A 26,373-nucleotide genomic window follows, 5' to 3' on the forward strand; every position below is an offset into this window, starting at 1 on the left:
GCAGGAGCCTCTCCTGCCGGGGTCAGTTGCAGCTGACCTCCTTGCCGTCCAGCACGACGGACACGCCGTCGGATGCCTCAGGGGTCTCCTCGGGGAGGGAGTCGGCCACGCTGACGGAGAGCTGCGCGGTCGAGGCGACCAGGCTGCCCGCCGGGGACTTGGCCTCCTTCTCGTCCACGACGACGCCCCGCTCGCCCAGGAGCTCGTAGGTGGTCGGATCGAAGATCAGGTCCTCTCTGACGCCCGCGGAGACCCGGCCGACGCCGATGCCCTTACGACCCGCCGCGTCCTCGGCGTTCTCCATGACGTCGACGCCGGGAATCGTCCCGATGGCCTTGAACAGCGCCGCGCGCTGGGCGGCGGGCACGTAGTTCTCCCGCAGCATGTCACCTGCCGCGGCCCATGCGGCCTCGTCCTTGGAGTCGCCGCCGCGGTCTCCCGTGTAGAGGTGGGCGCGCATCCCGTCGGCGTCGGTGGGCAGCTTCTTCAAGCTCGCGTAGTCGTTGCGCAGGTAGGCGGGCGGCTTCTCGCAGATCGGCAACCTGGTCCATCCGTCGTCGCGCCGTTTGTACGCGCTTTGCGGGATGGGCCAGCCGGGATAGACGCGCGGCTCGAGGTTCTCGACTTTCAGCACACCGGCCTTCTCCCCGTTGGCGGACTGCCAGATCGCCCGCTTGGTCCGGTAGAGATACCGCGTCTCCGGGGACGTTTCCCCCTTGTCGTTGGTGACCAGTTCCCCGAACGCGCCGTACATCGTCTGCGACTCCACCTTGACGAACTGGTCGTCACGCGGATCGAGCTCGTCACGCGCGGCGTGCGCGGCCCGGCCGAGCACCTCGTGCGCGGACATGTGAGAGATCTCGGGCAGCGCGACGACCGCCTGGGTGCCGCCGTCCTGCCTGTTCGTCTCCCCGCCCGGCGCCTGCGCCGTCACCACTGCCGTCGTGCCGACCGCCACAGCGAGCGCTCCGGCCAGCGCCAGCGTGTACGACCTGCGCCACCGCGGCTCGCGTGTCCCGGCGGCCGCGACCAGCCTCCGCTTGGCCGCGTTCCTCGCCTCACGGTCGTACGGCGGCGCGTCCGGGCGGATGTCGGCCACCAGTTGGATCTCGTCGTTGTTCATACGTGTGACTCCAGGAAGCGGCGGATCTTGGTGCGGGTGCGGGAGAGCCTGGACCGTACGGTCCCGACCGGGACGCCAAGTGCCTGCGCTGCCTTCTCATAGGTCAGGTCGGTCCAGGCGACCAGCAGGAGTAGGTCCCGTTCGGCGGATCGGAGACCGGTGAGGGCGGCGGCGAGCGCGGGTCGGAGGCGGTCGGCGGTGACCCGCTCCGCACTGCGCTCCTCGAACCCAGCAGGCGGTTCCGGGGCCTGCCGGGCCAATGCCTTGAGCCTGCGGACCTCGGACCTGCGGTGTCCAGAGATCAGGTTCGAGGCGATGCCGTACAGCCAGGGTCTGGCGTCGGCCTTGCTCAGGTCGTAGCGCTTTCGCTTGCGGAAGGCGACGAGAAACGTCTCGGCCGTCACATCCTCGGCCGTGGTGACGTCGTCCAGCCGCCGAGCGGCATATCGGTAGATCTCATCGGCGTGCCGGTCGAAGAGTCCGGCGAATCTGTCGGGATCCGCCAGCGACTCCTCGATCAGCGCCGCGTCATCGGAGGGCGAGGGGGGCGTGTGCGTTCCTGCCATATGGGTGAGGGGCAGTGTCACCACCCGTTTCGTCCAGTCATCTCAGGGAGTCCCTTCCGGGGCGCGCTCGCGCCCACACCCCCTACTCCGCCGCTCGCCACCATCCGGTTCCAGGTGATCTTTCCCTTTCGCACCCCTTCTCCTTTCGCCGTGGCCTGCCAGAAGACGGCCTCTCCGCTCTGCGCTCTCCGCCTTGGTCTGGACGAGGAGAATTCCGACCTCCGGCCACCTGCCATGTCAGGCCGCACTCGCCTGGCGTGGGTCGCACCTGTCGGTTCAGGCGGCACTTGCCTGGTCAGGCTGCACCTGCCTGGCGCGGGTCGCACCTGTCAGTCCAGGCCGTACCTGCCTGGTTCGGGCCGTACCTGCCCGGTTCGGGCCGTACCTGCCCGGTTCGGGCCGCACTCGCCCGGTTCAGGCCGCACCTGCCTGGCGCGGGTCGCACTTGCCGGTCCAGGGCGTATCTGCCCGGTCCAGGCGGCACTTGCCTGGTCCAGGCCGCACGCCCAGCTCAGGCCGCATCTGCCTGGCATGGGCGTGCGGCCTGGCGTGGGTCACACCTGCCTGGCGTGGGTCACACCTGCCTGGCGTGGGCACGCCCGGTAGAGGATCGGGGTACCGGGCACTGCCGCGGCGACCCTACCCCTTCACCGGGTTGTCGCCGCTCAGAGCGTCGGTACGGCGAGCGGTGACGCCGCACGGATCGACGTCGCACCCAGTGCGCGACCCGGTGAGCGTTCCCGGTCACATCAGCACGCTCAGCTCTCGGGGCACATCACCACGCCCAAAGGAATCTGGCACGTCTGGCCGGGCTCCGGAGTGGTCGTGTTCTGGGGAACCCGGGTTGTCAGGCAGGAGTCCGGGTGACCATGTCCTGGGGAGTCCGCGGCGGGTAGGTCAGGCCGGAATCTGGGATGACTGTGTTCTGAGTCAGGGGCAGGGGAGCCAGGGGCAGGGGGGTCTGGGGAGTCAGGGGCGGGGGCGTCTGGCGGGAGTCCGGGGTGGCTGTGCCGTGTGGGAGACGGCCGGTCGCGGAAGGACGGAGCAGGAAACCGTTGTGGTCGCGGACCACGCCATGGGACGCCTCGCCGATCGACATGGCCAGGCGCTCGGCTGCCTCGACGAGGGCAGGGGTTACCGGCCCGCGTCCCACTGACACCTCGTAGTCCATCTCCCCGTCCTCTCCGCCGCAGAAAGTGATCTCCAGTGGGCTCCAGCCGTTGGCCAGCAGGGTGATGTCCACCCCGGCGATCGCCCTCGGTCGTGAGCCGGGAAGGAGCTCTGACAGGCGCCCGACGGGCAACGCCCGCCCGGTGATGGCGAACAGGTCGGGCGAGCGGTCCTGCGTGTGGGGGCAACAGAGGCCACCGAGACGCTGGGCCAGCCCGGCTGTGATCGCGGCCGGGTTGATATCGCTGTCCGGGGTCAGGAGCTCCACCACGTAGGCCACCGGCCAGCCGACGGGAATGCCGGCGAGTAACGCCGACTTCCTGGTCACCGTGAAGGGGCCGCTGAGCCGTAGCTGCTTGCCGATCATGATCCTTCGGTCCTGCGCTGTCGCCTCCGGACTGTGCTGCCGGACCGTTTCCAGCACCTTCCAAGGAGTGGCAGAGGACGGCAGCAGCAGCGTGGGGCCGCGCCGGAGCCGTCTGGCCCGCAGAAAATCGAAGACTCCCATGGCGCCGGAGTCTTCCAGCGTTCACTTGCGAAACACTGGTATCCCGCATGGTGCCGCCAGGGTCACCGGACGAGTGTCCGGGCAGGACGGGGACGGGCTCTCTCTCCGCCTGGGCGGGACGGCCACCAGACGCGTTCCCCGATGTCCAGCAGCAGTGCCGGAACCAGCACCGACCGGACCAGAAAGGTGTCGATCAGCACTCCGACCGCGACGATCAGTCCGAACTCCACCGCCCACACCAGCGGCAGCACGGTGAGCGCGGTGAACGTGGCTGCCAGCACGAGACCGGCCCCGGTGATGACAGGCCCGGTGTGGGCCAGCCCGCTCAGCACGCCTCGCCGATGGTCGCCGGTGCGTGAGACCTCCTCACGGACGCGGTGGACGAGGAAGATGTTGTAGTCGACGCCGAGTGCGACCAGGAAGACGAACCCCAGCAGGATCGCGTCGAATCCCAGGGCGGGAAGGCCCAGTATCCGGTCGAAGATCAGCCATCCGGCGCCGAGCGCTGTGCCGAAGGAGAGCACCACCGTGGCGACCAGCAGCAGGGGTGCGAGGATCGACCGGAGCAGCAGCACCAGGACGACCAGGATGACCGCCAGCGCGAGCGGCACCACCAGACGCAGGTCGCGCTGCTGGGCCAGAGCGGTGTCCAGTTGCTGTGCGCTCTGCCCGCCGACCAGTGCGCCGGGGATCTCCCGCAACCGCAGAACCGTCTGCTCGGCCCGCTCGCTCTCCGGTGGGTCGGTCGGCGCCACCCGGAAACGCGTCCGGTCGCCGTACGGCGTGGCCGAGACGATCCGGGCCACCCCGGGGGTTCTCGCGATCCGGGCCGCGTGCCCGCTTTCTGCGATCACCTCGATCGGGGCGGACATGCCGCCGGGAAAATGGTCGGACAGCAGCCGTTGGCCGACGATCGACTCCGGGGGCGAGGTGTAGGCCTCGGTGCCCGGGATCCCGATCCGCGCTCCTGCGAGCCCGGCGCACAACGCGGTGAGACCGAGCACGGTGACCGCCCACACGGCCCGGGGACGCCGGGAGACCAACGTGCCTGCCCGGCTCCACAGCCCCTCGCGGGCGACCGATCCGATGCGGGGGACCAGCGGCCAGAAGATCCAGCGGCCGAACACGAGCAGCAGCGCGGGCAGCAGCGTCGTCATGGCCGCGAAGGCGCACACCACGCCCACCGCCGCCACAGGAGCCAGGCTGGCGCTTGAACGCATGTCGGCCACGAGCAGGCAGCAGACGCCGAGCAGCACGGTCGCCGCCGAGGCGGCGAGAACCGGCAGTGTCGCCCGCAGCGCCGTGGCCATCGCCAGGTGCCGGTCGCCCTGCGCGCGCAGTTCCTCGCGGTAGCGGGCGATCAGCAGCAGCGCGTAGTCGGTGCCCGCGCCGAAGACCAGGGCGGTGAGGATGCCCAGCCCCATGCCGGTGACGACGAGGCCGGTCCCCTGAACCAGCAGGTAGACCAGGCCCTGGGAGACCCCGGTCGCCAGGCAGGCCGCGAGCAGCGGGAGCAGCCACAGCACCGGACTGCGGTAGATGAGCAGCAGGAACACCGCCACTGCGGCGAGGGTGACCAGCAGCAGCGTGAGGTCGGCGTCGAGGAAGGCGTCCGCGCCGTCGACGTAGAAGGCGGCGGGTCCGGTCACCGCGACTTTCAGGCCGTCCGGCACGTCCTTGCCCACTCGCTGCCTGATCGCGGTCAGCGTGTCGTAGGCCGTGCCGTCGTCGGCGCCGTTCACCGGCTGGACGGCGAGCAGGGCCCTGCCGTCGGCGGAGGGGATCGGACGGACTCCGGGAAGGTCGTGCTCCGCCCTGGCCCGGTCGGCGGGGGTGATCCCGCTGTCGCGGACGTAGACGACGACGGCGGGCATGTCCTGGCCAGAGGTCTCCTTGGCCAGAAGCTCCCTGACCTTGGACGAGTCGGCGGCCGCCGGGGTGAACTCGGCGATGTTGTTGTCGGTGACGTCGTTGGCGTGCCGGGCGAGCGAGGCGACGCTCATCGCCAGCGCCGCCCAGACGAGCAGGACCGCCCATTTCGATCGTCTGCCGGTGAGGAATCTCATGCGGCTGAGCTTCTCGGCACGCTGCTACGCGTGTCGTCAGCGTCACATCGGCCCTCGGTCTACGTGTCTCGCCGTACGGACTCGTCGCCCTGCGGGTCTCTCGTGCGCTCGTCCGCCTGTCGTACGGAGCCGGCATCTGCCTGTCGTACGGCGGACCTTCCGTCTCTCGTGCTTCACCTGTCTGTCATGTGCGCCGCCTGTCCCTGTACGCCGCCTGTCCCCGTGCGGTGTCTGTCGTGTGCGCCGCCTGTCCCCGTGCGGTGTTTGTCGTGTGCGCCGCCTGTCCCGTGTGGCCGGTCTGTCCGCCGTGCGACCCGGTCGCCCGCCGTGCGACCTGCCCGCGCGTCCCTCCGCGTGACGCCGCCGGTCCGTCAGGTCATGTGTCTCACCGTACGAGTCCCGACCGGTAGGCGATCGCCACGAGCTGGGCGCGATCCCTGGCCTGTAGTTTCACCATGGCGCGGCCCACGTGGGTGCGGACCGTCGCGGGGCTGACCACCAGGCGGATCGCTATCTCGTCGTTGGACAGACCGCCGCCGACCAGACCGAGGATCTCGCGCTCGCGTTCGGTGAGCTCGGAGAGCCGTTCGTGCGGTGTGACCGGCGCGGAGCGGGAGGCGAACCTGCCGATCACCCTGTGCGTCACCGTGGGCGACAGCAGCGACGCTCCCGCCGCGACCACCCTGATGGCTCGCAGCACCTCCTCGGGTTCGGCGTCCTTGATCAGGAACCCGCTCGCCCCGTCCCTGAGGGCCTCGAAGACGTACTCGTCGATCTCGAACGTCGTCAGCATGACCACCCTGACGCCCGTGAGCGCCGGGTCGGCGACGATCTCCCTGAGCGCGGTGAGCCCGTCCGTCCCCGGCATCCGGATGTCCATCAACACCACGTCGGGCCTGACCCGTCTGACCAGCTCGACCGCCGCGCGTCCCTCGCCCGCCTCGCCCGCGACCTCCAGGTCGTCCTCGGTCTCCACGAGCACCCGGAGCCCGATGCGGATCAGTGACTGGTCGTCCACGATCACCACTCGGATCGCCGGCGTCCGCGTCGCCGCCCGGTCCTCGCCCCTCCTCACCGCTCCGCACTCTCCTCGCGCGGACATGGTGAGTCCTCGCGTGGACACGGCGAGGTGCCGTGCCGGGACTGTCCTGTCTCTCCCATCGCCGAAACCCCTTCTCGTGTCACAGGAAACCGGGCCCGCACGGCGAAGCCGCCTCCGCTCAGGGGGCCCGCGGTGAGAGCGCCGCCCAGGGCGGCCGCCCGCTCGCGCATCCCGGAGATGCCGCTGCCCTCGGGACCGTCGAGGGCGGTCCCGTCGTCGGCGATCTCGACGGTGGTCGCCTCGGGGCCGTGGTCCACGGTCACCGTCGCCCTTCTCGCGCCCGAATGGCGCAACACGTTGGTCAGGGACTCCTGGACGATCCGGTAGACCGCGTGGCCCACGGCGGGGCGGACGTCCCCGGACGCGCCGAGGACGGTCAGCTCGACCGTCACTCCCGTGCTGTCCATGGACGCGACCAGGGCGCCGAGCCCGTCGAGACCCGCGCTCGGCGCCCGGTCGCGCACGACCTCCAGGGTGGCGCGAAGCTCTCTCAGGGCGTCCCCGCTGGTTCTCTTGATCGTCTCAAGCGCCTCCAGCGCCTGGTCGGGCCTGCGGGCGGCCACGTGCAGGGCGACTCCGGCCCGCATGTTGATCAGGGTGAGGCTGTGGCCGAGCACGTCGTGGATCTCCCTCGCGATCGCGAGCCGTTCCTCCTGTGCCCTGCGCAGGGTCTGTTCCCACTCGGCCTCCGCGGTGGCGAGCCTGGCCCGCGTGTTCGCCCGCACGATGAGGCCGACGCCGTACGGGATCAGCATCGAGCTGTACCAGACGACGGCGTTGGACGGCGCGCCGCCGCTGACGAGGTCCGCCGCGGTCAGCGCCGCCCCGCCCAGCGTGAACGCCGCCACGCCGTGCGGCAGCGACCGGTGAACCGTGACGGTGTAGAGCGCGACGACGAGCGTCAGGAAGACCGGGCCGTAGGGGTAGTGCAGGGCGGCCAGGGCGGCGCTGCATCCCAGGGTGGTCGCGAGGACCGCGACGGGAAAGCGCGCCCGGCCCGCCAGGGCGAGGCCCGCGACGACCAGCAGCAGGTAGGCGGGTGCGTCGAGGGGCTTGAACGGCGGCACCCTGGTCTGAGCGGCCACCTGGGTGCCGAAGATCAGCAGCGTCACGGCCCCGGCGGCCATCAACGCGTCCTCGATCTGCCTGCGTCTCACCTTGCCAGCCTAGGAAATCGGATCTTCCCTGTCGTCGGCGTGGGAGCGTATTCCCCCCTACGTCGAGTCGTGGACGTCACGGTCTCCCGCCCATACCTTCCTAGTCACAGCTCTCACTCGCCGTCCCCGCTCGTGACACGGGGGTAATAAGATCCGCCTTCGACGAAACGGGTGTGAAGCGGGCGTAAAGGATGAGGGATGAGCACGAAGAAGCCGGAAGCCAAACGGAGACGGCTCAGAGGATATCTGCTGGCGGTGCCCGTGCTGGTGGTGTGCGGCCTGTTCCTCAGCGGGTGCTCGCGGGTGAGCACCCAGCCCGACGAGGTGGTCCTGCACTACGCCGGCGGCATGTTCGAGGCCATCAAGTTCGAAAGGTGCATCAACCCCTCGAGCGGCGCCACGCTGCTCGGTCCCGGGGACACGGGGTACTCCTACCCGTTCGGCCAGCGGACCTTCGACTTCTCCGGAGCCAGTGACGCGGAGTCCAAGCCGCTGTCGGTCGTCTCCAAGGACAACGTCGAGATGACGGTGTCGGGGGTGGCGACGTTCACGCTGAACACCGACTGCAAGACGCTGCAGCGCTTCCACGAGAAGATCGGGCTGAAGTTCCGCGCCTACTACGAGGAGGGCGAGTCGGAGGGCTGGAGGCGGATGCTCAACATCTACATGCGGGTGCCGCTCGACCGCGCGATGGACGCCGCGTCACAGGAGTTCGAGTGGCGCGGACTGTTCAACGACCCCAAGGTGAAGCAGGCCTGGGAGGCCAGGGTCGGCGTGCTGGCCAGGCAGTTCATCGAGGAGACCGGCGGCGCCGACTACTTCTGCAACCAGAACTACACGGGCAGCGGCGAGTGCGGTGACATCTCCCTGACCATCCAGAAGCCCGAGCCGCCGGAGGCGCTGGTGAACGCCCTCGCCTCCGAGCAGGCGGCCAAGGCCGAGAACGTCGCCCAGACCCAGCGCAACGCCAAGGTCCGCACCGAGATCGAGTCCATCAAGGACCTCGTCAGGGTTCTGGGGCCGCAGGGCGCCGTGCTCTGGCAGGCCATCCAGAAGGGCCAGGTCTCCGTGGTCCCGATCCCGCAGGGCAGCAACCTCAACATCACTCCGCAGGGCCGTTAGACGGCGGGCGGGGGCGTCCGCCGGGTCGCGCGCCGTCGGCGGGCGCCGGCCCGTCCGGCGTCGCCGCCCTGCCGCCGCCCGCCCCGTCGGCGCTCCAGGCGGCGGACACGACGAAGGCGAGCCGGCCTCGAAGCTCAAATACCCAGAGCTCAAAGGCCCAGTTCGGAGCCGAAGTCGTGTGCGATCTTCCGCATGCCCTCCGCGAGGTCCTCCCGGTCGAGTGCCTCGATCCGCTCGGCCGGGCCGGAGACCGACATGGCGGCGATCGTCCGTCCGCCGTCGTGCACCCCCACCGCCAGACAGTGCACGCCGAGTTCCTCCTCGCCCAGGTCGAGGGCGTACCCCCGCTCCCGGACCCGACGCAGCTCGGCCAGCATGCCGGGGAGGTCGGTGATCGTGTTGGCGGTCCGCGCGGGCATGCCGGTCCGCTCGACCAGCGACGCCACGTCGTCGTCGGTCCGGTCCGCCATGAGGACCTTCCCCACCGCGGTGCTGTGCGGCAGCACCCGCCTGCCGACCTCGGCGAACATCCGCAGCCTCCGCGGCGAGGGCGCCTGGGCGACGTAGACGACGAAGTCGCCCTCCATCACCGCCAGGTTGGCCGTCTCGCCGGACAGCTCGACCATCCTCACCAGGTACGGCTGCGCCCAGGTGGCGACCATGCGCTCGGCCACCCCGCCCAGCCGTACCAGCGCGCCGCCCAGTGCGTAGCGGCGGTCGGACTCCTGACGCACGTAACCGCGGGAGAGCAGGGTGCGCAGCAGCCGGTGGATCGTCCCGTACGGCAGGCCGGTCCCTGCCGCGATCTCGGAAAGGGCCGCCTCCCCGCCCCGCTCGGCCAGCGCCTCCAGCACGTCCAGCGCCCGGTCGACGGACTGCACCGTGCCGCCTGCGGCTCCCGCCCCGCCCCTGCCGGGGCCTCCCGCGTCCCGCTCGCCCGCGGGGGCGCCGCTCGTCCGTCCGGCACGTGGCGTGTCTGGACGGTCCTCGGGAAACTCAGCGTTCACGCTACCTCCGTGCTCGTCGATCGGATGGCCGGAACGCCCCGACCCCGCGTTCACGGCACCCCCGTCAGGCCGCGCAGCGAGGCGTCCAGCACCTGGGCGGTGTGCGCGACGGCGATCGGTCCGGCGCCGAGGCGACGGACGGCCGAGGCGATCTGCATGGTGCAGCCGGGGTTGGCGGAGACCAGCAGGTCGGCGCCGGTGGCCAGCACCCGCTCCGCCTTGCGGTTCCCGAGGTCGCGGGCCGCCTCCGGCTGAAGGAGATTGTAGGTGCCCGCGGAACCGCAGCAGATCGACGACTCGGCGATCTCCTTCAGCCGGAGGCCGGGGACGGCGGTCAGCAGCGCGCGGGGCTCCGACCTGATTCCCTGCGCGTGCGCCAGGTGACAGGCGTCGTGGTAGGCCACGGTGAGCGGAAGCGGATGCCGTTCGGCCACGGGGCCGAGCGCGACGAGGAACTCCGCCAGGTCGACGGTCCTGATGGCCAGCGCCCGCTGCGCCCACTCGCCGTCGAGGAGGTCGGCGTACTCCTTCATGGTCGATCCGCAGCCGGCGGCGTTGACCACGACCGTGTCCACGCCCGCGCGCTCGAAGGTCGCGATCGTCCGCCTGGCGAACCGCTCGGCCTGCTCCCGCCGCCCCGAGTGCAGCGACAGGGCTCCGCAGCAGCCCTGCGACGGCGGGATGACCACCTCGCAGCCCTCCATCGCCAGCACTCTGGCCGTGGCGGCGTTGACCTGGGGGAAGAACTCGCCCTGAACGCATCCGGTGAGCATCCCGACCGTGGCCCTGCGCCTGCCCCTGGCCGTGACCCTGCGCGGCAGCCGTATCCTGGCGGGGGCCGGGGGAGCGAGGTCGGCCATCGCGGCCAGGGACGGGTTGACCCGCTCCAGCCTCGGCGCGATCCGGCGGCGCAGTCCCGCGCTGAGCCGCAGCGGCAGCCGCATCGCGCGCAGCCGCCGGGGGTAGGGGAACAGCTGGAAGATCAGGGCCCGCAGCGCCCTGTCCTCGGGCCGTCTGACCTGGGTCCGTTCGACCTCGGCCCGCGTCTGCTCGATCAGCCGGTCGTACCTCACCCCTGAGGGACAGGCGGGCACGCACGCCATGCATCCCAGGCAGGCGTCGAAGTGCCCGGCCATCTCCGGTGTCAGGGGCGTGCCCTCGACATGCTGCTTCATGAGGTGGATCCGACCGCGAGGGGAGTCCATCTCCTCGCCCCACAGAACGTAGGTCGGGCAGGCGGGAAGGCAGAACCCGCAGTGCACGCAGTCGCCGATCAGCTCGGGGTCCATCTTCAGATCCCTCCGACGAACCGGCCGGGGGACATCCTCCGGTCCGGGTCGAACCGTTCCTTGACCCGCCGCATCAGCGGCAGCGCGCTCACCGGCCCCCAGCGGTCCACCCCGCGGGCCAGCTCGTACGGCGCGGCGAGCACGGTCAGGCCGCCGCCGAGGCGGCCCAGGTCGTCACGCATGGACGAGACGAAGGCCGCGAACGCCTCATGGCCGACGTCATGCGGCAGGGTGACCCTGAGAACCCCCGACGCCGCCGATCCACGCACCCGCGCGGACAGTCCGCGTACCGCGACGGCCCGTATCGCGTCGCCCGTGCCCGCGGGCGGAACCCGCGCCTCCAGCAGCACGTCGTCGCCGGGCAGCGTGTTCCACCAGGCCGGTGCGGCCTCGCCGATCCGCGCGTCCCCGTGCCCGTCCGCCAGGGCCAGTACGGCCCGCGCCCGCTCCTCGGCCGCCGTCCCCTCCACGAGGGCGGCCACGGTGGGCCCGCCTCCCGGGCCGGGCCAGTCGACCTCGACGGCGCTCGGTTCCGCCTGGGAGGCCGCGAACTCGGCGGCGAGCGCGTCCAGGGCGGTGAACGCGTCCGGGGCGGCGAGCCCGGACGGGGAGGCGAGCCCGGACGGGGAGGCGGCCGTGTCCGGGAGGGCGTCCCCTTCGCCCGTCGCGGGCCTTTCCGAAGCCGGGGACGCGGGCGTCTCCACGGTGATCCAGCGGCGTTCCCTCGGGGCCGGATGGAGGCGGAAGACGGCCTCGGTGATGACGCCGAGCGTTCCGTACGAGCCGCAGAAGAGCTTGCCCAGGTCGTAACCCGCGACGTTCTTGACGACCCGGCCGCCCGACCTCGCGGTCGTGCCGTCGGCAAGCACGACGGTGACGCCGATCAGCAGGTCGCGGGCGGTGCCGTACCTGAACCTGCGGGGGCCCGCGACCGCGGTGGCGAGCGTGCCGCCGACGGTGCCCGCGGGCAGCGGGTTGTCCAGGGCCAGCTCCTGCCGGAAACCGGGGAAGGAGGCCAGTGCGTTCACGGCGAGTCCCGCGCTGACCCTGACCACCAGGTCGCCGGGGGAGTGCTCGACGAAGGCGCCGCCCTCGAGGGCGAGGCGGCGGGTGTCGACCAGCAGATCGCACCGCTCGGGCGGGTTTCCCCAGTTCAGCTTGGTCCCCTCTCCCGTGGGGACCACGGCGAGGTCGTGGGCGGCGCAGGCCCGCATCAGCGCGGCGACGTCCGCGGTGGTCTCGGGCAGCGCGACCCAGCGGGGCACGACCCCGGCCACGGCGTCGTCGGCCCCGGCCCGCCGGAGCGTCACACCGGTCTCGCTCAGGGCGTCCATCAGAACTGCTCCGCCTGTCCTGACTCGACCAGCGGGTGCGCGCCTTTGCGCACTCCGGGAACCTCGCCGCACAGCCGCGGGGTCGGGAAGACCTTGCCCGGGTTCGACAGACCCAGGGGGTCGAAGGCGCAGCGCACCAACTGCATGGTGTCGAGATCGTCGTCGGAGAACATTTTCGTCATATATCGAGACTTGTCGACGCCGACGCCGTGTTCGCCGGTGATGGAGCCGCCGTGCTCGACGCAGAGGTCCAGGATCCTGCCCGAGACGAGCTCGGCCCGCTCGGCCGCGCCCGGCTCGCCGTCGTCGAACAGCACCAGCGGATGCAGGTTGCCGTCCCCCGCGTGGAAGACGTTGGCCACCCTGATGCCGTGCTCCCGCGACAGCCGGTCGATGTCCGCCAGCACCCCGGGCAGCGCGGTCCTGGGCACGACCCCGTCCTGCACGATGTAGGCCGGGCTGATCCTGCCGACCGCGGCGAAGGCCGACTTGCGGCCCTTCCAGATGGCCGCCCTCTCCGCGGCGCCGGCGGCGGTCCGCAGCTCGAACGCGCCGTTCTCCGCGCAGATCCGTGTCACCTCGCCGAACTGGTGCGCGACCTCGGGGGCGGGGCCGTCCAGCTCCACGATGAGCACCGCCCCCGCGCCCTCCGGGTAGGCGCAGGACACCGCGGCCTCGGCCGCCTCGATGGCCAGGGCGTCCATCATCTCGATCGCCGCAGGCAGGATGCCTCCGCCGATGATCGCCGAGACCGCCCGGCCGCCCCGCTCGGTGCCGTCGAACGCGGCGAGCAGGGTCGTCACGGCCTGCGGGGCCCGCGTCAGCCGTACGGTGACCTTGGTGGTGACGCCCAGCGTGCCCTCCGAGCCGACGAAGGCGCCCAGCAGGTCGTAGCCGGGATCGTTCTCCGACAGCTCCACGATGTCGCCGTCCGGGGTGACGATCTCCAGGGCCCGCACGTGGTTGACCGTGAAGCCGTACTTCAGGCAGTGCGCGCCGCCCGAGTTTTCCGCCACGTTGCCGCCGATGGAGCAGACCTGCTGGCTCGACGGGTCCGGCGCGTAGTAGTAGCCCTGGTCGCGGACGGCCTCGGTGATCGCCAGGTTGGTGACCCCCGGCTCGACCACGGCCCGCCGGTTCGCCAGGTCGATCGAGATGATCCTCCGCATCTTCGAGGTGACGATCAGCACCCCGTCGGTCCTCGGCAGCGCCCCGCCCGACAGGCCGGTTCCCGCGCCCCTGGCCACGAACGGCACGCCGTGCTCGGCGCAGATCCGCACCACGGCCGCGACCTGCTCGGCGGTCTCCGGCAGCACGACGACCCCGGGAGTCGCGCGGTGGTGGGTCAGGCCGTCGCACTCGTAGGTGCGCAGCCGTACCGGATCGGTGACCACGCAGCCGTGGCCGAGGAACTCCTGGAAGCGCCGGACCGGCTCTTCGAGTGTCTTCGCCGACATCGCTCCTGCCTCCTTCCGTGTGCCCTGACCGTGTGTCCTGGACGCCCCGGAGCCCGGCGGCCCCGTCGCCGTCCCCGGAGACTCCCGCGTCCTTTTGGGGCGGGCGCCTCCTCGAGGGGCGCCCGCCCGGACCGGCGGTCCTCAGGGCATGCGGGCGTACGCGGGCAACGTCAGGAACTCCACGAAGTCGTCGTCGAGGGCGACCTCCTTGAACAGGGCGGTGGCCTGGGCGTAGCGGGCCTCGTCGTAGCCGGGTTCCGCGGCGATCCCGGCGAGTTCCTCGTCGATGATCCGCTCGACGAGCTCCCTGGTGACCGTGGCGCCGGTGTCGGCGAGCTCGATGTCGTTGTGGATCCACTGCCAGATCTGGGAGCGGGAGATCTCCGCGGTCGCGGCGTCCTCCATCAGGTTGTGGATCGCCACCGCGCCCAGCCCGCCCATCCAGGCCGCGAGGTAGCGCAGGGCCACGTCCACGTTGTTGCGCAGGCCCGCCTCGGTGATGTCGCCCGGGGTCTTCGAGACCGCCAGCAGGTCGGCGGCGGAGACGGAGACGTCCTCACGCAGCCGGTCGAGCTGGTTGGGCCGGTCGCCGAGGACGCCGTCGAACACCTCTCGGCAGATCGGGACCAGGTCGGGGTGGGCCACCCATGAGCCGTCGAACCCGTCTCCCGACTCGCGGGTCTTGTCGGCGGTGACCTTCTCCAGGGCGACCCTGTTGACCTCGGGGTCGCGGCGGGAGGGGATGAAGGCGGCCATGCCGCCGATGGCGTGGGCGCCGCGCTTGTGGCAGGTGCGGACCAGGAGCTCGGTGTAGGCGCGCATGAAGGGGGCCGTCATGGTCACCGCGTTGCGCTCCGGCAGCAGGAACTCCCTGCCCCGGGTGCGGAACTTCTTGATCACGCTGAACAGGTAGTCCCATCGGCCCGCGTTGAGCCCCGCCGAGTGGTCGCGGAGCTCGTAGAGGATCTCCTCCATCTCGAACGCGGCCGGGTAGGTCTCGATCAGGACGGTCGCGCGGATCGTGCCCTGCGGGACGCCCAGCAGGTCCTGAGCCCTGACGAAGACGTCGTTCCAGAGGCGGGCCTCCAGATGGGACTCCAGCTTCGGCAGGTAGAAGTAGGGGCCCCTGCCCTTGGCGATCTGCCGTCGCGCAGAGTGGAAGAAGTAGAGGCCGAAGTCGACGATCGACCCGGAGAACGGGACGCCGTCGAGAGTGAGGTGCTTCTCCTCCAGATGCCAGCCGCGCGGGCGGACCACGATCGTGGCGAGCTCCTCGTCCGGCCGGAGCGCGTAGTCCTTGCCCCCCGCGGAGAAGTCGATCCTCCGGTCCAGCGCGTCACGCAGGTTGAGCTGGCCGTTGACGGTGTTCTCCCAGGTGGGGGCGTTGGCGTCCTCGAAGTCGGCCAGCCAGACCCTGGCCCCGGAGTTCAGCGCGTTGATCGTCATCTTCCGGTCGACCGGGCCGGTGATCTCCACACGGCGGTCCTCCAGGCCGGGAGCGGGCGGGGCGACCCGCCACTCGGACTCGCGGACGTGCCCGGTCTCCGGGAGGAAGTCGAGGGCGCCGCCCGCCGACAACTCCGCCTGACGCTCCTGGCGAGCCTGGAGCAGCTCGAGGCGCCGGGCGCCGAACTCGCGCTGGAGCGCGGCCGTGAAGGCCAGCGCCTCCGGCGTGAGGATCTCGTCGAACCGGTCTCCCGAAGGGCCGGTGATCTCAACGCCGTCCATGAGCTTCCTTTCCGCAGGGTGGAAAAACTCTTCTGAATTATGGAATCGACGCTACTCGATGGTCACTTACCGGTCAAAAACAGGGGTCCCCTAAGGGGTCGTGTCCGGGGATTCCCCGATGAAGGGCGGTGCCGTGTTCGGCGACAGTTGGGACGGCTCCCTCCGAGGAGGGAGCGGAAGGACCGCTCGTCAGAGGGAAGCGAACGGCTTTTCGGGAAATCAAGGATTGGGCTCATGAAGAAGAACGTGATCGTTGCGGGGGCGCTCCTGGGCTCGGTCCTTGTGCTGTCCGGCTGCCGCCTCGACGTGGGCCTCGGAGAACGGAACCAGGCCGTCGTCTCCTACGACGTCGGCGACGCCGTCACGGCGCTCGAGGCGTACACGGGCGCGGGGGACATCGTGGTCAACGAGTCCGACCGTTCCGGAGTCCGGGTGACCGAGACGATCCGCTGGAATGGCGACAAGGCGGACCAGCCCAAGACCGAGCACCCCGTCGACGGCGGCACGCTCACGTTGCGCCACGACTGCTCGAACTGCACGATCGACTACAAGGTCGAGGTTCCCAAGGGGCTGAAGGCCACGCTGGAGTCCGGGGCGGGAGACGTCACGCTGCGCTCGCTGACGGGTGAGGTGGACGCGACCGCGACCTCGGGCGACATCGAGGCCGGCGCCCTGGGGACCAAGAAGCTCGTCGCGACCACCGGCGCGGGCAACGTCGAGATCAGGTTCGCCGTCGTACCCGAGCGCGTGGAGGTCGAGACCGGTGCGGGCGACGCGACCCTGTGGCTGCCCAAGGGAAGCTACAACGTGTCGGCCAAGACCGGCGCCGGAGACAGGACCGTCAACGTCGACAAGGACCCGTCCTCCCAGAGCAGCGTCTCGGTGCAGACCGGCGCGGGCGACGCCAAGGTCCTGCCCGCCTGAGGCGGGCCGGACACGGCGAACCCGCTGCCGGGGACGCGAGGGGCCCGCGGTCCCGGGCGGGCGTCCCCTCGCGCGGCGAGGTGACGCCTCCACGGGCAGGTGGACGTCTGCTTTCGTGGCGAACGGGTGGATAACCAGATGAAGTGTCTGGCGTTCGCATGACACCATCTTGGGGAAGAGACCTGAGGTGTTCAGGCGTTCTCATAAGAGATGACGCACATGAACCACGCATCTGAATGGAGCAACGACATAGACACTCGTGAGCCGCTGGACATCGACCCCTTCGACGACCTTCCCGAGATCGGCGAGATGGATCTGGCCGAACGCCAGGCGCTACGCCGGGTCGCGGGGCTCTCGACAGAGCTCCAGGACGTCACCGAGGTCGAGTACCGCCAGCTGCGACTTGAGCGGGTCGTCCTCGTCGGCGTCTGGACCTCGGGCACGGCGGTCGACGCGGAGAACTCGCTCCTTGAGCTGAAGCTCCTCGCGGAGACCGCGGGATCGGAAGTCCTGGAAGGAGTGATCCAGCGCCGTCAGAAGCCCGACACCGCGACCTACATCGGCTCGGGCAAGGCGCAGGAGCTCGCCGACATCGTCTCCGCCACCGGCGCCGACACCGTGGTGTGCGACGGCGAGCTGAGCCCCGGCCAGCTCCGGCAGCTGGAGGAGGTCGTCAAGGTCAAGGTCATCGACCGGACCATGCTGATCCTCGACATCTTCGCCCAGCACGCCAAGAGCAGGGAGGGCAAGGCGCAGGTCGAGCTCGCCCAGCTCAACTACCTGCTGCCGCGCCTGCGAGGCTGGGGTGGCAACCTGTCCCGCCAGGTCGGCGGTCGCGCCGCGGGCGGCGTCGGCATGGGCGGCCGAGGCCCCGGTGAGACCAAGATCGAGCTGGACCGCAGGCGGATCCGCGAGCGGATGGCCAAGCTGCGCCGGCAGATCACGGAGATGACCACCGCGCGGGAGACCAAGCGGGCGCGGCGCCTGGAGCGCGAGGTGCCTGCCGTGGCCATCGCCGGTTACACCAACGCGGGCAAGTCCTCGCTGCTGAACCGTCTGACCAGCGCGGGCGTGCTGGTCGAGGACGCCCTGTTCGCCACGCTGGACCCGACGGTCCGCAGGGCGCACACGCCGGAGGGCAGGCTGTTCACGCTGGCCGACACCGTCGGGTTCGTCCGGCACCTGCCGCACCAGCTGGTCGAGGCCTTCCGTTCCACGCTGGAGGAGATCGGCGACGCCGACCTGATCCTGCACGTGGTCGACGGCTCGCACCCCGACCCCGAGTCGCAGCTCGCCGCCGTGCGGGAGGTGGTCGCCGACATCGAGGGCGCGCGCGACATCCCGGAGATCGTCGTCATCAACAAGGCCGACGTCGCCGACCCGGTGGTGTTGGCCCAGCTGACCGCGAGGGAGAAGCACACCGTCGTGGTCTCGGCCCGCACCGGCGCCGGGATCGGCGAGCTGATGGCGCTGATCGAGCGGGAACTGCCCCGGTTCGACCAGGAGGTCAGGCTGCTCGTGCCGTACCAGCGCGGTGACCTGATCTCCAGGGCCCACAAGGAGGGCGAGGTTCTCGGCCTCGAGCACACGGGAGACGGCACGATCCTGCACGCCAGGGTGCTGCCGAGTCTCTTCGCCGAGCTGGAGAGGACCGCCAAGCCGGTCGAGACCGTCTGACCCGGGACTGTCCGCACCCCGTCCCCGCCACCCGTTCGCCGCGAACGGGTACGGCGGGGGCGGGGTGTCGCCGTTTCCGTGTGACTTTCCGCCGGACGCCTACGGGTTCGGTCCCGGCTTCCTGCGGCGGAAGGCCACGAGCGCCACGTCGTCCTCGCGGGCGCCGAACTGCTTGATCAACCGGTCGCAGAAGAGCTCGAGGTCCTCCTCGACTGTCTCCGCCAGGTGCCGTACGATCTCCAGGCTCTCGTCGAGCAGCTTGTCGCGGTCTTCGATGAGGCCGTCGGTGAACATCAGCACGACCCCGTTCTCCGGCACGGTCAGCGTGTCGACCCGGTAGGTCTCGTCGGCCACGCCCAGCAGGAGGTTGCCCAGCCGGTCGTAGCGGGCCTCGTCGTCGCCGATGAGCAGCGGCGGGATGTGGCCCGCGTTCGCGACCTCCATCTCCCCGGTGGCCGGATCGATGAGGGTCAGGCACACGGTGGCGGTCATGCCGGGGTGGTAACGCCGCAGCACGTCGTTGAGCAGGGCCATGGACGCCCCGAGGTCCACCGTGCCGATGAGGGAGGCGCGCAGCGCGTGGCGGAGCTCCGCCATGACCGTCGCGGCGAGCAGGGAGTGCCCCTGGACGTCCCCGATGGCGATCAGCACCCGCTCGCCCAGCCGCAGGACCTCGTAGAAGTCACCGCCCACCTCGATGTTGTCGACCGAGGGCTGGTAACGCCAGCTGATCTCCAGTCCCGGAGTCTTGGGGAGGCTGGCGGGCAGCAGGCTGCGCTGCAGGGTGAGGGCGATCGCGTGCTCCTCCGCATACGCGCGCAGCGCGTCGACCGCGAGGGCCAGGGCCTGTCCGAGCTGGCGCAGGACGTTGGACTCGTCCTCGTCGAGCACGGGCACCGCCTCGACGCCGAGGTAGACCGGCGGCCTGCCGACCTTGGTGCGGCACAGCACCCCGGTGATGCCGCCCTCGACGGGCGAGTCCGGAATCAGTTTCAGCCAGTCGTCGAGGGCGACTGTGAAGACCTGCGTCCCGGCGGCGTTGCCCAGCGATATCGAGCTCAGCCTGGGCAGGGTGTCCGGTGTCGTGCTCCTGGACGTGGCGACGCTCTCCGGGGGAGTGGCGGCGTACCTGCGTATCCGCCCGTCCGGGGGCAGCGCCAGCGTCCCCGCCTGCCGGTCCAGGATCCGCGAGGTGCCCTCGACGGCGGTGGCGAGAAGCTCGTCGAAGGTGTCGGCGGAGTTCATCGCGAGGGTGACCTCGGTGAGGGCGGCGAGCCGCTCGGCCATCCGCTCCGCTCGCTGCCGCGCCCGGTAGTAACGCAGAGTGGCCTCGACCGTCGCGGCGAACTCGTCGGGCTCGACCGGTTCCGCGAGGTACGCGTCGGCCCCGCGTTCGAGCCCGTGGGCCCGGTCCGCGGGGGTGATTGCCGCCCCGGAGATCTGGACGACCGGTATCGAGGCGGTCGCGGGGTCCGCCTTGATCTGCTCGCAGACCTCGTAGCCGCTGATGTCGGGCAGCCGGACGTCGAGGACGACCAGGTCAGGCCGTATCTCCCGGACCTTGGCGAGCGCCTCGAGGCCGCCGGTCGCCTGCATCACCTGGTGCCCGGAACGCCGCAGCCAGCTGGACAGGATGTAGAGCTTGGTCGGGGTGTCGTCCACGACGAGCACCGTGGCCTGCCCGTCGGTCATCGTGACTCCGCCTCGGAGTCCTCACCCTGCCCCAGGGCGCTCCGTACGGCCTTCAGCAGGCTGTCCCTGCGCAGTCCCTGCTTGGGGACGATCGTGCGGGCCTCCTGGGGGTACTGGTGCGAGCTCGCGACGGTCACCACGACCACCGGCACCTCGCGCAGCCGTTCGTCGGCGGCCATCCGCTGCAGCAGGGCGGCGCCGTCGAGCCTGGGCATCAGCAGGTCGACCAGCGCGAGGTCCGGCGGGTTCAACGCCATCATCTCGAGCGCGACCAGGCCGTCCGCGGCCTCGTCGACATGGGCGGCGAACCCGGAGAGCATCCGTCGCACGGTGGCGCGGAACTCCTCGTCGTCGTCGGCGACGAGGACCCGGTCGATCACCGGAACCCTGCCGTCGCGGATCGGCAGCCTGAGGGTGACCGTGGTCCCCTGCCCCGCCGTACTGGCCAGCCTGAGCGTGCCGCCCATCGCCTCGGCCAGCCTGCGGGCGTACGGCAGGCCGAGCCCCGTGCCCTTGGTCCGCACCTGGATCGGCCCGGGCACCTGGTAGAACTCCTCGAAGACACGCGCCTGGTGCTCCTCGGGCACGCCGATCCCGGTGTCGACCACTCTGAAGACGACCTCGTGGGTGGCCGAGTCAAGCCGCACGTCGAGGCCGACCTCGCCCTCCTCGGTGAACTTCAGCGCGTTGGACAGCAGGTTGCGCAGGACGCGGGTGAGCATCATCTCGTCGGTGACGATCTCCGACGCGTCGTCCGCGACCGTCACCGACAGGGAGACCCGGTCGGTCCCCGTCGTCGGGCGCAGCGTCATGCGCAGCCGCTCGGCCAGCGCGACCAGGTCCACCGGAGCCGGCTGCGGATCCAGCCGGCCCGCCTGGGCCTTCGCCATGTCGAGCAGCTCGCTCACCAGGTTGAGGAGCGTCTCCGCCGATGAGCCGATGAGCTTGATCTGGTGCTGCTGCTCGTCGGCCAGCGGTTCCCCGCCGGGGCCGACCAGCAGACGCACCAGGCCGATGATCGAGTTGAGCGGGGTGCGCAGCTCGTGACTGACCGTGGCCCAGAACCGGTCCTTGGCGGCGCTCGCCTCCCTGAGCTGCGCGGACTTCTCGTCCAGTTCGGCGTACAACGCGACGACGCCGCGGTTGGTCTCCTCCAGCTCCTCGGAGAGCTGGTTGTACAGGGCGAGCACGCCCTGGTTGGTCTCCTGGAGTTCGGCGTTGAGTTGCATGACCTCCTCCAGGGTCGCGGCGAGCTCGCGGTTCTGCTGGCGCAGCTCGTCGTAAGCGGTCGCGGGGGTCAGCTTCGCGAGTTTGGCCCGTATTTCCGCCACCGAGGGTCTCTGGCGGCCGGGAGGGAGCCGTTTGAGCATGCTTATCGTTCCCCTGGCGGGATCCAGTTCGATCACGTCGACAAGACGCCCCGCCAGCGTCACGCCGTCCGCCGACTGGAAACCGGCCTTCGCCGGGAGGTCGATCGTGACGAGCAGGCTGTCCTGCACGAGCATGAAGGCGGCGAACGCCTCCGACCTCTCGCCGAGCACCTCCCGTCCGATCTCGCTCAGGGCGGTGGCCATGCGGATCTGGTCCTGGGGCTCGAGCCCGGCGGCCTCGGCTACCTCACGGCCCAGCTTGCGCATGGCGAACACGTCCTGTTCGTCCCGGAGATGCATCCGGATCAGCTCGTCGCCGTGCGGTTGCCCGGCCTCGCTGTCCCTGTGCCCGGCATCGCGGTTCATATGCCCGGCCTCACGGCGACCACACACGCGTCGTCTCTGCGGGTCCCGGCGTCCCGCAGCAGCGTGGTGGCGACGACGGAGGGGGAGCGCGTGACGAGGCCGGGATAGGAGGTGACGTCCCAACGGTCGGACAGGCCGTCGGAGTGGAGCACGACCACGCTGTGCGGCGGCACGACGTAGTCGTACTGGCGCAGGGTCCTGGCCTGGTGGCCGGCTATCCCCGGCACCGAGATCATTCCCTGTCTGCCCTCGTGGTGGGTGATCCACGCGGAGACGTTGCCGAGTCCCGCGAAGTTCACCGTGCCCGCGACCCGGTCGACGCGGGCGACGGCGACGGCGCCGCCCCTGGTCTGGCCGAGCCCGGCGTGGATCCGCTCAAGGGAACCGATCGGCGTGAGGTCGGGGCGTTCGAGGAACAGCCGTACGGCCTCCCGCGAGGCGTGGGCCGCCGCGCTGCCGTGGCCGAGACCGTCGCAGAGCATCACGGTCACCGTGGCGCCGGTGTCGAAGGCCGCGAACGCGTCGCCGCAGACCTGCTCCTCGCCGATCGGACGCGTCACACCGCTCACCCGGCACGGAGGCTGGGGGGCTTTGCGCGCGGTGAAGTACATGCCGAGCACAGTGCCCCGTCCAGGCATGGAGTGAACCTCGTATCCGCTGGCCATCCGCGCGATGCCGCCCATGCCGATGCCGAGGGTGCCCGTGGTGGAGTACCCGTCGCGCAGGGCGCGGGACACGTCGCGCATCCCCGGTCCCCTGTCGACGGCGATGACCTCGACCGCCGACGCCATCTCGGGATGGGGGCGGATCAGCATGGTTCCCTCGATCGCGTGCTTGACCAGGTTCGAGGCGGCCTCGCTGACCGCGACGGCCACCCGCCCCGTGTCCTCCTCGTCGAACCCCCGGTTCTCGGCCAGCACCACGGCGGCGCGCCGAAGAGAGCCGATCGCGCTCGCGTCCTCGGCCCTCACCCATGTGTCGTTCTGGGAACCGATCACCTCGCCCATTTCGTCACCGTGATCAGCGTTCCCTCTCCGGGAGCCGATTTGAGGTCGAACTCGTCGACCAGCCTGCGGGAGCCGCTGAGCCCCAGGCCGAGCCCGCCGCCGGTGGTCCATCCGTCGGTGAGCGCCTGCTCGATGTCGGGGATGCCGGGGCCCTCGTCGCTGAAGACCAGGCGCAGGCCCTTGCGAATGCCGTTGTGCACGATCTCGACGCGCACCTGCCCGCCGCCCGCGTAGACCAGCGCGTTGCGGGCCAGCTCGCTGGCCGCGGTCACGACCTTGGTCTGGTCGACAAGGGACAGGCCCACGTCTATGGCCGTGGTCCTGACGTGCTGGCGCACCAGGACGACGTCGCTGTTGCTGTTGACGGGCAGCTCGGCGGGAGTGGTCACTGGACGGCCGCGGCGATCCGGGAGCCCTCGAGGTGGTTCAGCAGCGCGACGCCCTTCTCGAGGTTGAGCGCGGTGCGGACGCCGCCGAGGGAGAGGCCGAGTTCCACGAGGGTGATCGCCACCGCGGGCCGCATGCCGACGACCACCGTCTCGGCGTCGAGCATGCGGGAGATCGCCGCGATGGTGGCCAGCATGCGCCCGATGAAGGAGTCGACGATCTCGACCGCGGTGATGTCGATGATCACACCTCGCGCGCCTGTCGCCACGACCTTGTCCGCCAGGTCCTCCTGGAGCGCCAGGACACTCTGGTCCTGGAGGTCGATCTGGATGGAGACGATCAGGATGTCTCCGAGTTTCAGGACGGGTACGCGGTCCATCAGTCCTCCTCGGTCCGCACAGCGACGCGTGTCTTCCTGCTGACGAACTCGACCCCGCTCTCCCGCAGCGCGTGCGCGAGCGCGTCGGCGAGGGAGGCCTTGGTCACGATGTCGCCGAACTCGATGCCGAGGGTGACGATGGTGTGGGCGATCTGCGGGCGGATGCCGGAGATCACACACTCCGCGCCCATCAGCCGCGCCGCCACCACGGTCTTGAGGAGGTGCTGGGCGACCTGGGTGTCCACCGCGGGCACGCCGGTGATGTCGATGACCGCGTGCTCGGAACCGGTGTCGACCAGCGTCTGCAGCAGCTTCTCCATCACCACCTGGGTCCTGGCCGAGTCGAGCGTGCCGACCAGTGGCACCGCGACGATGCCCTCCCAGAGCTTGACCACCGGGGTGGAGAGCTCCAGGAGCTGCTCCGCCTGGTCGATGATCACCTTCTCGCGCGCGGCCGCGTAGTTCTCCATCGTCAGCAGGCCCAGGTCGTCGATGAGCTGGGAGAACCAGATGAAGCCCCGCAGAGCCTCGGGGGAGCCGTCGGTCTCGATGCTCTCGTAGAGCGCCTCCTTCAGGCCGAACACCACGACGGCGGTCTCGGTCGGCGTGAACCCCTGGCGGGCGCGGGAACGGGAGAGCTCGGCGAGCAGTCCGCGCAGGTCGGAGTCTCCCGACCCGTCGAGCGACTGTCGCAGCGCCTGGTAGAGCTCCCGCAGCTGCCCGGCCAGACTGCTCCGGTCCACGTGGCTGCTCGAGGACGATCCCGCTATCTCCAGCCAGCGCTTGAGGACGCGCTCCTCGTTTTCCTGAAGTAGCTCTTCTATGCGACGCCGACCGGCGTCCGTGGGGACGGACAAGGTGACTCCCATGCGTGCGGCCTGTGGATAGCTCGCCCGAAAGATTACATGGTATGTCCTGCTTAAAGCCTGTTTCGGGGCTGCGTGACGGGTGTCACTGGACGGAGGAAAGCCGGATGGAAAAGGCGGTGAATGCCACGCTCCAGCCCTGGGAGAGCCGTGTCCTCCTGTCGGAGGGTGGTGAACGTCACCGCTTTCCCGCGGGCCGGTTCGCGAACCCGGGCGTCCGGTCCGCGAAGCGGGGCGCCCGCTCCTCCCGCGGGCTCCGGCCTGCCGTCGCCGCGTCGGCGCGGACCGTGCCCGCCTCTTCGATTTCAACAGCCTAGGTGGGTGGTGTGCGACCTTTCAAATGACATCCTTGCCACGGGTGGGCTTTGTGGGATGCACTGATGGCGCGGCGAAACCGTACAAAAGCCTCAAAAGCGACAGTGGTCGGCCAAGGTTTGGATTGCTACCATAAGGCAAATCCAGCGAGAAGCTGGGGCGCAAGTTGTCCTGGTGACCGCTGTTGTCGATGAGCAAGAAGTGGCCTGAGCAGTGCAAACATGTTCGGGTCGCGCGGGGCCACGGAACCGCTGGGTCAGATGTGGTTGCGGTGAAGCGGCGTTCTTCCCAATTAGCCTGTACAGCGAGCTCACTTGTGAAATAACGTAACTGAACTGAAATCGCCTGATCATGATCTCGGCGATACTGTCCCCGCACAACGATATGCGGATGAGAGCAGGAGACTCCCCCAATGTCGTCTGGACTCACAGCGAACCCGGCGAGCCTGACGCCCCGCGTCGGCCGGGACGGTTCGTCGTGTCCGGAGACGGTCTCCCTCCCGACATCTATCCCTGCGTGCAAGGCTGTGATGCGATGACGGTCCGCCTCCTGACCAACATCGGCCGGCTCTGGACCGGCAACGACGTGTGCAGCAACGCCGCGATCCTGGTGCACAACGACCGGATCGCGTGGGTCGGGCGGGCGGCGGACCTGCCGCAGAGCGTGCCGGGAGTGGTCGACGACATCGTCGACGTCGACCACGTCGAGAACCTCGGCGGTGCGCTGGTCACGCCCGGCCTGATCGACGCCCACACCCATCCGGTCTACGCGGGCAACCGCTACGCCGAGATGGCCATGCGCTCCGGCGGCTCCACCCCGTCCGCGATCACCGCCGCCGGTGGCGGCATCGGCTCGACCGTCACGGTGACGCGCGGCACCGATCCCTGGACCCTGTGCAACGGCGTCCGTGAGCGCCTGCGCGAGTGGCTGCTCAGCGGCACCACCACCGTCGAGGCGAAGACCGGCTACCACCTCACGCGTGACGGCGAGCTGGCCGACGTGCGGCTTCTGCGCGAGCTCGAGAAAGAGCCGATGATGCCGCGCGTGCACGTCACCTTCCTCGCCGCGCACGTCGTCCCGCCGGAGTACTTCGGCCGTCAGCGCGACTACGTCGAGGCCGTCGGAGCCTGGTGCGCCGACGCGGCCGCCGCCGGAGCCGACAGCGTCGACGTCTACTGCGACGAGGGGCACTTCACCACCGACGAGGCCCGCTGGGTCCTGGCCTCCGGGCGCAACGTCGGGCTGCTGCCGCGTCTGCACGCCGGCGCCTACAGCCGCCGCGGCGCCGTACAACTCGCGGCGGAGCTCGGCTGCGCCTCGGCCGACCTGCTCCACCACACCTCCGACGAGGACATCTCGATCCTGGCCCGCTATGGCGTGCCCGCCGTCGTCTGCCCGGGAACCGCGCTCCAGAACGGCAGCCTGCCGCCGGTCAGGCGCATGCTCGCCCAGGGTGTCACCGTGGCGCTCGGCAGCGATCACAACCCCGGTCACTGCGGCATCACCTCGATGTCCCTGGTCATCAGCCTCGCCGTGGCCGCCTTCGGGATGAGCGTCGGCGACGCCCTCCGCGCCGCGACGCTCGGCGGCGCGACCGTGCTCGGCGTTCCCGACCGCGGAGTTCTCGCTCCGGGCCGCCTGGCCGACATCGTCCAGTGGGACGCCGACCATGAAGGGGCCTTCGCCTGGGCGTTCGGCCTCAAGCCCCGCCGCGTCTGGCGTGGCGGAACCCCCGTCCAGTAGTTCCCTCCTCTTCTCGCG

Annotated in this window: 21 protein-coding genes; 4 read left to right on the plus strand and 17 right to left on the minus strand. The window is 70.4% G+C overall.

The features are described 5' to 3' along the window. Positions 1-22: 22 nt before the first annotated feature. The 6 genes from PKF00_RS14305 to PKF00_RS14330 all read right to left on the minus strand — a co-directional run bounded on the left by PKF00_RS14305 (position 23) and on the right by PKF00_RS14330 (position 7,692). Complete coding sequence (locus tag PKF00_RS14305) at positions 23-1,123, minus strand: CU044_5270 family protein (RefSeq protein WP_271217976.1); 1,101 nt, start codon at positions 1,121-1,123, stop codon at positions 23-25. After that, positions 1,120-1,689, minus strand: coding sequence for an RNA polymerase sigma factor (locus PKF00_RS14310; protein ID WP_271217977.1), 570 nt, complete (start codon positions 1,687-1,689; stop codon positions 1,120-1,122). Before PKF00_RS14310 ends, PKF00_RS14305 begins: the two co-directional genes overlap by 4 nt. A gap of 847 nt (positions 1,690-2,536) precedes the next feature. Next, on the minus strand, positions 2,537-3,367 hold the full coding sequence (locus tag PKF00_RS14315) for a hypothetical protein (RefSeq protein ID WP_271217978.1): 831 nt from the start codon (positions 3,365-3,367) through the stop codon (positions 2,537-2,539). Positions 3,368-3,429: 62 nt separating this feature from the next. Further along, positions 3,430-5,433, minus strand: a complete 2,004-nt coding sequence (locus PKF00_RS14320; RefSeq protein ID WP_271217979.1) for an MMPL family transporter — start codon at positions 5,431-5,433, stop codon at positions 3,430-3,432. Positions 5,434-5,818: 385 nt separating this feature from the next. Further along, positions 5,819-6,508 (minus strand): response regulator, encoded by a 690-nt coding sequence (locus PKF00_RS14325; protein WP_271217980.1) that lies wholly within the window; start codon positions 6,506-6,508, stop codon positions 5,819-5,821. Beyond that, positions 6,505-7,692, minus strand: coding sequence for a sensor histidine kinase (locus tag PKF00_RS14330; RefSeq protein ID WP_271217981.1), 1,188 nt, complete (start codon positions 7,690-7,692; stop codon positions 6,505-6,507). Before PKF00_RS14330 ends, PKF00_RS14325 begins: the two co-directional genes overlap by 4 nt. Before the next feature lie 198 nt (positions 7,693-7,890). Here PKF00_RS14330 and PKF00_RS14335 point away from each other — a divergent pair, with 198 nt between their 5' ends. After that, complete coding sequence (locus PKF00_RS14335) at positions 7,891-8,814, plus strand: SPFH domain-containing protein (protein WP_271217982.1); 924 nt, start codon at positions 7,891-7,893, stop codon at positions 8,812-8,814. A gap of 149 nt (positions 8,815-8,963) precedes the next feature. Here the strand turns inward: PKF00_RS14335 and PKF00_RS14340 are convergent, their stop codons facing one another. The 5 genes from PKF00_RS14340 to aceB form a co-directional block, all read right to left on the minus strand. After that, positions 8,964-9,695 (minus strand): IclR family transcriptional regulator, encoded by a 732-nt coding sequence (locus PKF00_RS14340; RefSeq protein WP_425582287.1) that lies wholly within the window; start codon positions 9,693-9,695, stop codon positions 8,964-8,966. Positions 9,696-9,871: 176 nt separating this feature from the next. After that, complete coding sequence (locus PKF00_RS14345) at positions 9,872-11,110, minus strand: (Fe-S)-binding protein (protein ID WP_271217984.1); 1,239 nt, start codon at positions 11,108-11,110, stop codon at positions 9,872-9,874. 2 nt (positions 11,111-11,112) lie between these two features. After that, entirely contained in the window at positions 11,113-12,444 is a 1,332-nt protein-coding gene (locus PKF00_RS14350; protein ID WP_271217985.1) for an FAD-binding oxidoreductase, read from the minus strand. Beyond that, positions 12,444-13,901 (minus strand): FAD-linked oxidase C-terminal domain-containing protein, encoded by a 1,458-nt coding sequence (locus PKF00_RS14355; protein WP_271217986.1) that lies wholly within the window; start codon positions 13,899-13,901, stop codon positions 12,444-12,446. The genes PKF00_RS14350 and PKF00_RS14355 overlap by 1 nt, the downstream gene beginning before the upstream one ends. Before the next feature lie 141 nt (positions 13,902-14,042). Beyond that, entirely contained in the window at positions 14,043-15,629 is a 1,587-nt protein-coding gene (gene aceB / locus PKF00_RS14360; protein WP_271217987.1) for a malate synthase A, read from the minus strand. Positions 15,630-15,863: 234 nt separating this feature from the next. Here aceB and PKF00_RS14365 point away from each other — a divergent pair, with 234 nt between their 5' ends. Both PKF00_RS14365 and hflX read left to right on the plus strand, forming a co-directional pair. Beyond that, the gene (locus PKF00_RS14365) at positions 15,864-16,553 is read left to right on the plus strand and encodes a DUF4097 family beta strand repeat-containing protein (protein ID WP_271217988.1); all 690 of its coding nucleotides are present in this window, start codon (positions 15,864-15,866) and stop codon (positions 16,551-16,553) included. Between the two features lie 219 nt (positions 16,554-16,772). After that, on the plus strand, positions 16,773-18,230 hold the full coding sequence (gene hflX / locus PKF00_RS14370; RefSeq protein ID WP_425582277.1) for a GTPase HflX: 1,458 nt from the start codon (positions 16,773-16,775) through the stop codon (positions 18,228-18,230). A gap of 99 nt (positions 18,231-18,329) precedes the next feature. Here hflX and PKF00_RS14375 read toward each other — a convergent pair whose 3' ends face one another. Genes PKF00_RS14375 through PKF00_RS14400 form a run of 6 tightly spaced genes read right to left on the minus strand, consistent with a single transcriptional unit; the run spans position 18,330 to position 24,288 of the window. Beyond that, the gene (locus tag PKF00_RS14375) at positions 18,330-19,922 is read right to left on the minus strand and encodes a fused response regulator/phosphatase (protein WP_271217989.1); all 1,593 of its coding nucleotides are present in this window, start codon (positions 19,920-19,922) and stop codon (positions 18,330-18,332) included. After that, on the minus strand, positions 19,919-21,658 hold the full coding sequence (locus tag PKF00_RS14380) for an ATP-binding response regulator (protein ID WP_271217990.1): 1,740 nt from the start codon (positions 21,656-21,658) through the stop codon (positions 19,919-19,921). Before PKF00_RS14380 ends, PKF00_RS14375 begins: the two co-directional genes overlap by 4 nt. Continuing rightward, complete coding sequence (locus PKF00_RS14385) at positions 21,655-22,665, minus strand: ATP-binding SpoIIE family protein phosphatase (RefSeq protein WP_271217991.1); 1,011 nt, start codon at positions 22,663-22,665, stop codon at positions 21,655-21,657. The genes PKF00_RS14380 and PKF00_RS14385 overlap by 4 nt, the downstream gene beginning before the upstream one ends. Beyond that, positions 22,653-23,054: an anti-sigma regulatory factor gene (locus PKF00_RS14390; RefSeq protein ID WP_271217992.1), complete on the minus strand. Its 402-nt coding sequence runs from the start codon at positions 23,052-23,054 to the stop codon at positions 22,653-22,655. Before PKF00_RS14390 ends, PKF00_RS14385 begins: the two co-directional genes overlap by 13 nt. Further along, a complete protein-coding gene (locus tag PKF00_RS14395; protein ID WP_271217993.1) occupies positions 23,051-23,431 on the minus strand; it encodes an STAS domain-containing protein in 381 nt (126 codons plus the stop codon). Before PKF00_RS14395 ends, PKF00_RS14390 begins: the two co-directional genes overlap by 4 nt. Beyond that, positions 23,431-24,288 carry an STAS domain-containing protein gene (locus PKF00_RS14400; RefSeq protein WP_425582278.1) on the minus strand — a complete coding sequence of 286 codons (858 nt, stop codon included), beginning with the start codon at positions 24,286-24,288 and terminating at the stop codon, positions 23,431-23,433. Before PKF00_RS14400 ends, PKF00_RS14395 begins: the two co-directional genes overlap by 1 nt. Positions 24,289-25,146: 858 nt before the next feature. On the opposite strand from PKF00_RS14400, the gene hutI reads away from it, so the two are divergent. Then, positions 25,147-26,355, plus strand: a complete 1,209-nt coding sequence (hutI, locus tag PKF00_RS14405; protein WP_271217995.1) for an imidazolonepropionase — start codon at positions 25,147-25,149, stop codon at positions 26,353-26,355. Positions 26,356-26,373 lie beyond the last annotated feature (18 nt).

Source organism: Streptosporangium carneum (genome assembly GCF_027922005.1).
GTDB classification, from domain to species: domain Bacteria; phylum Actinomycetota; class Actinomycetes; order Streptosporangiales; family Streptosporangiaceae; genus Streptosporangium; species Streptosporangium carneum.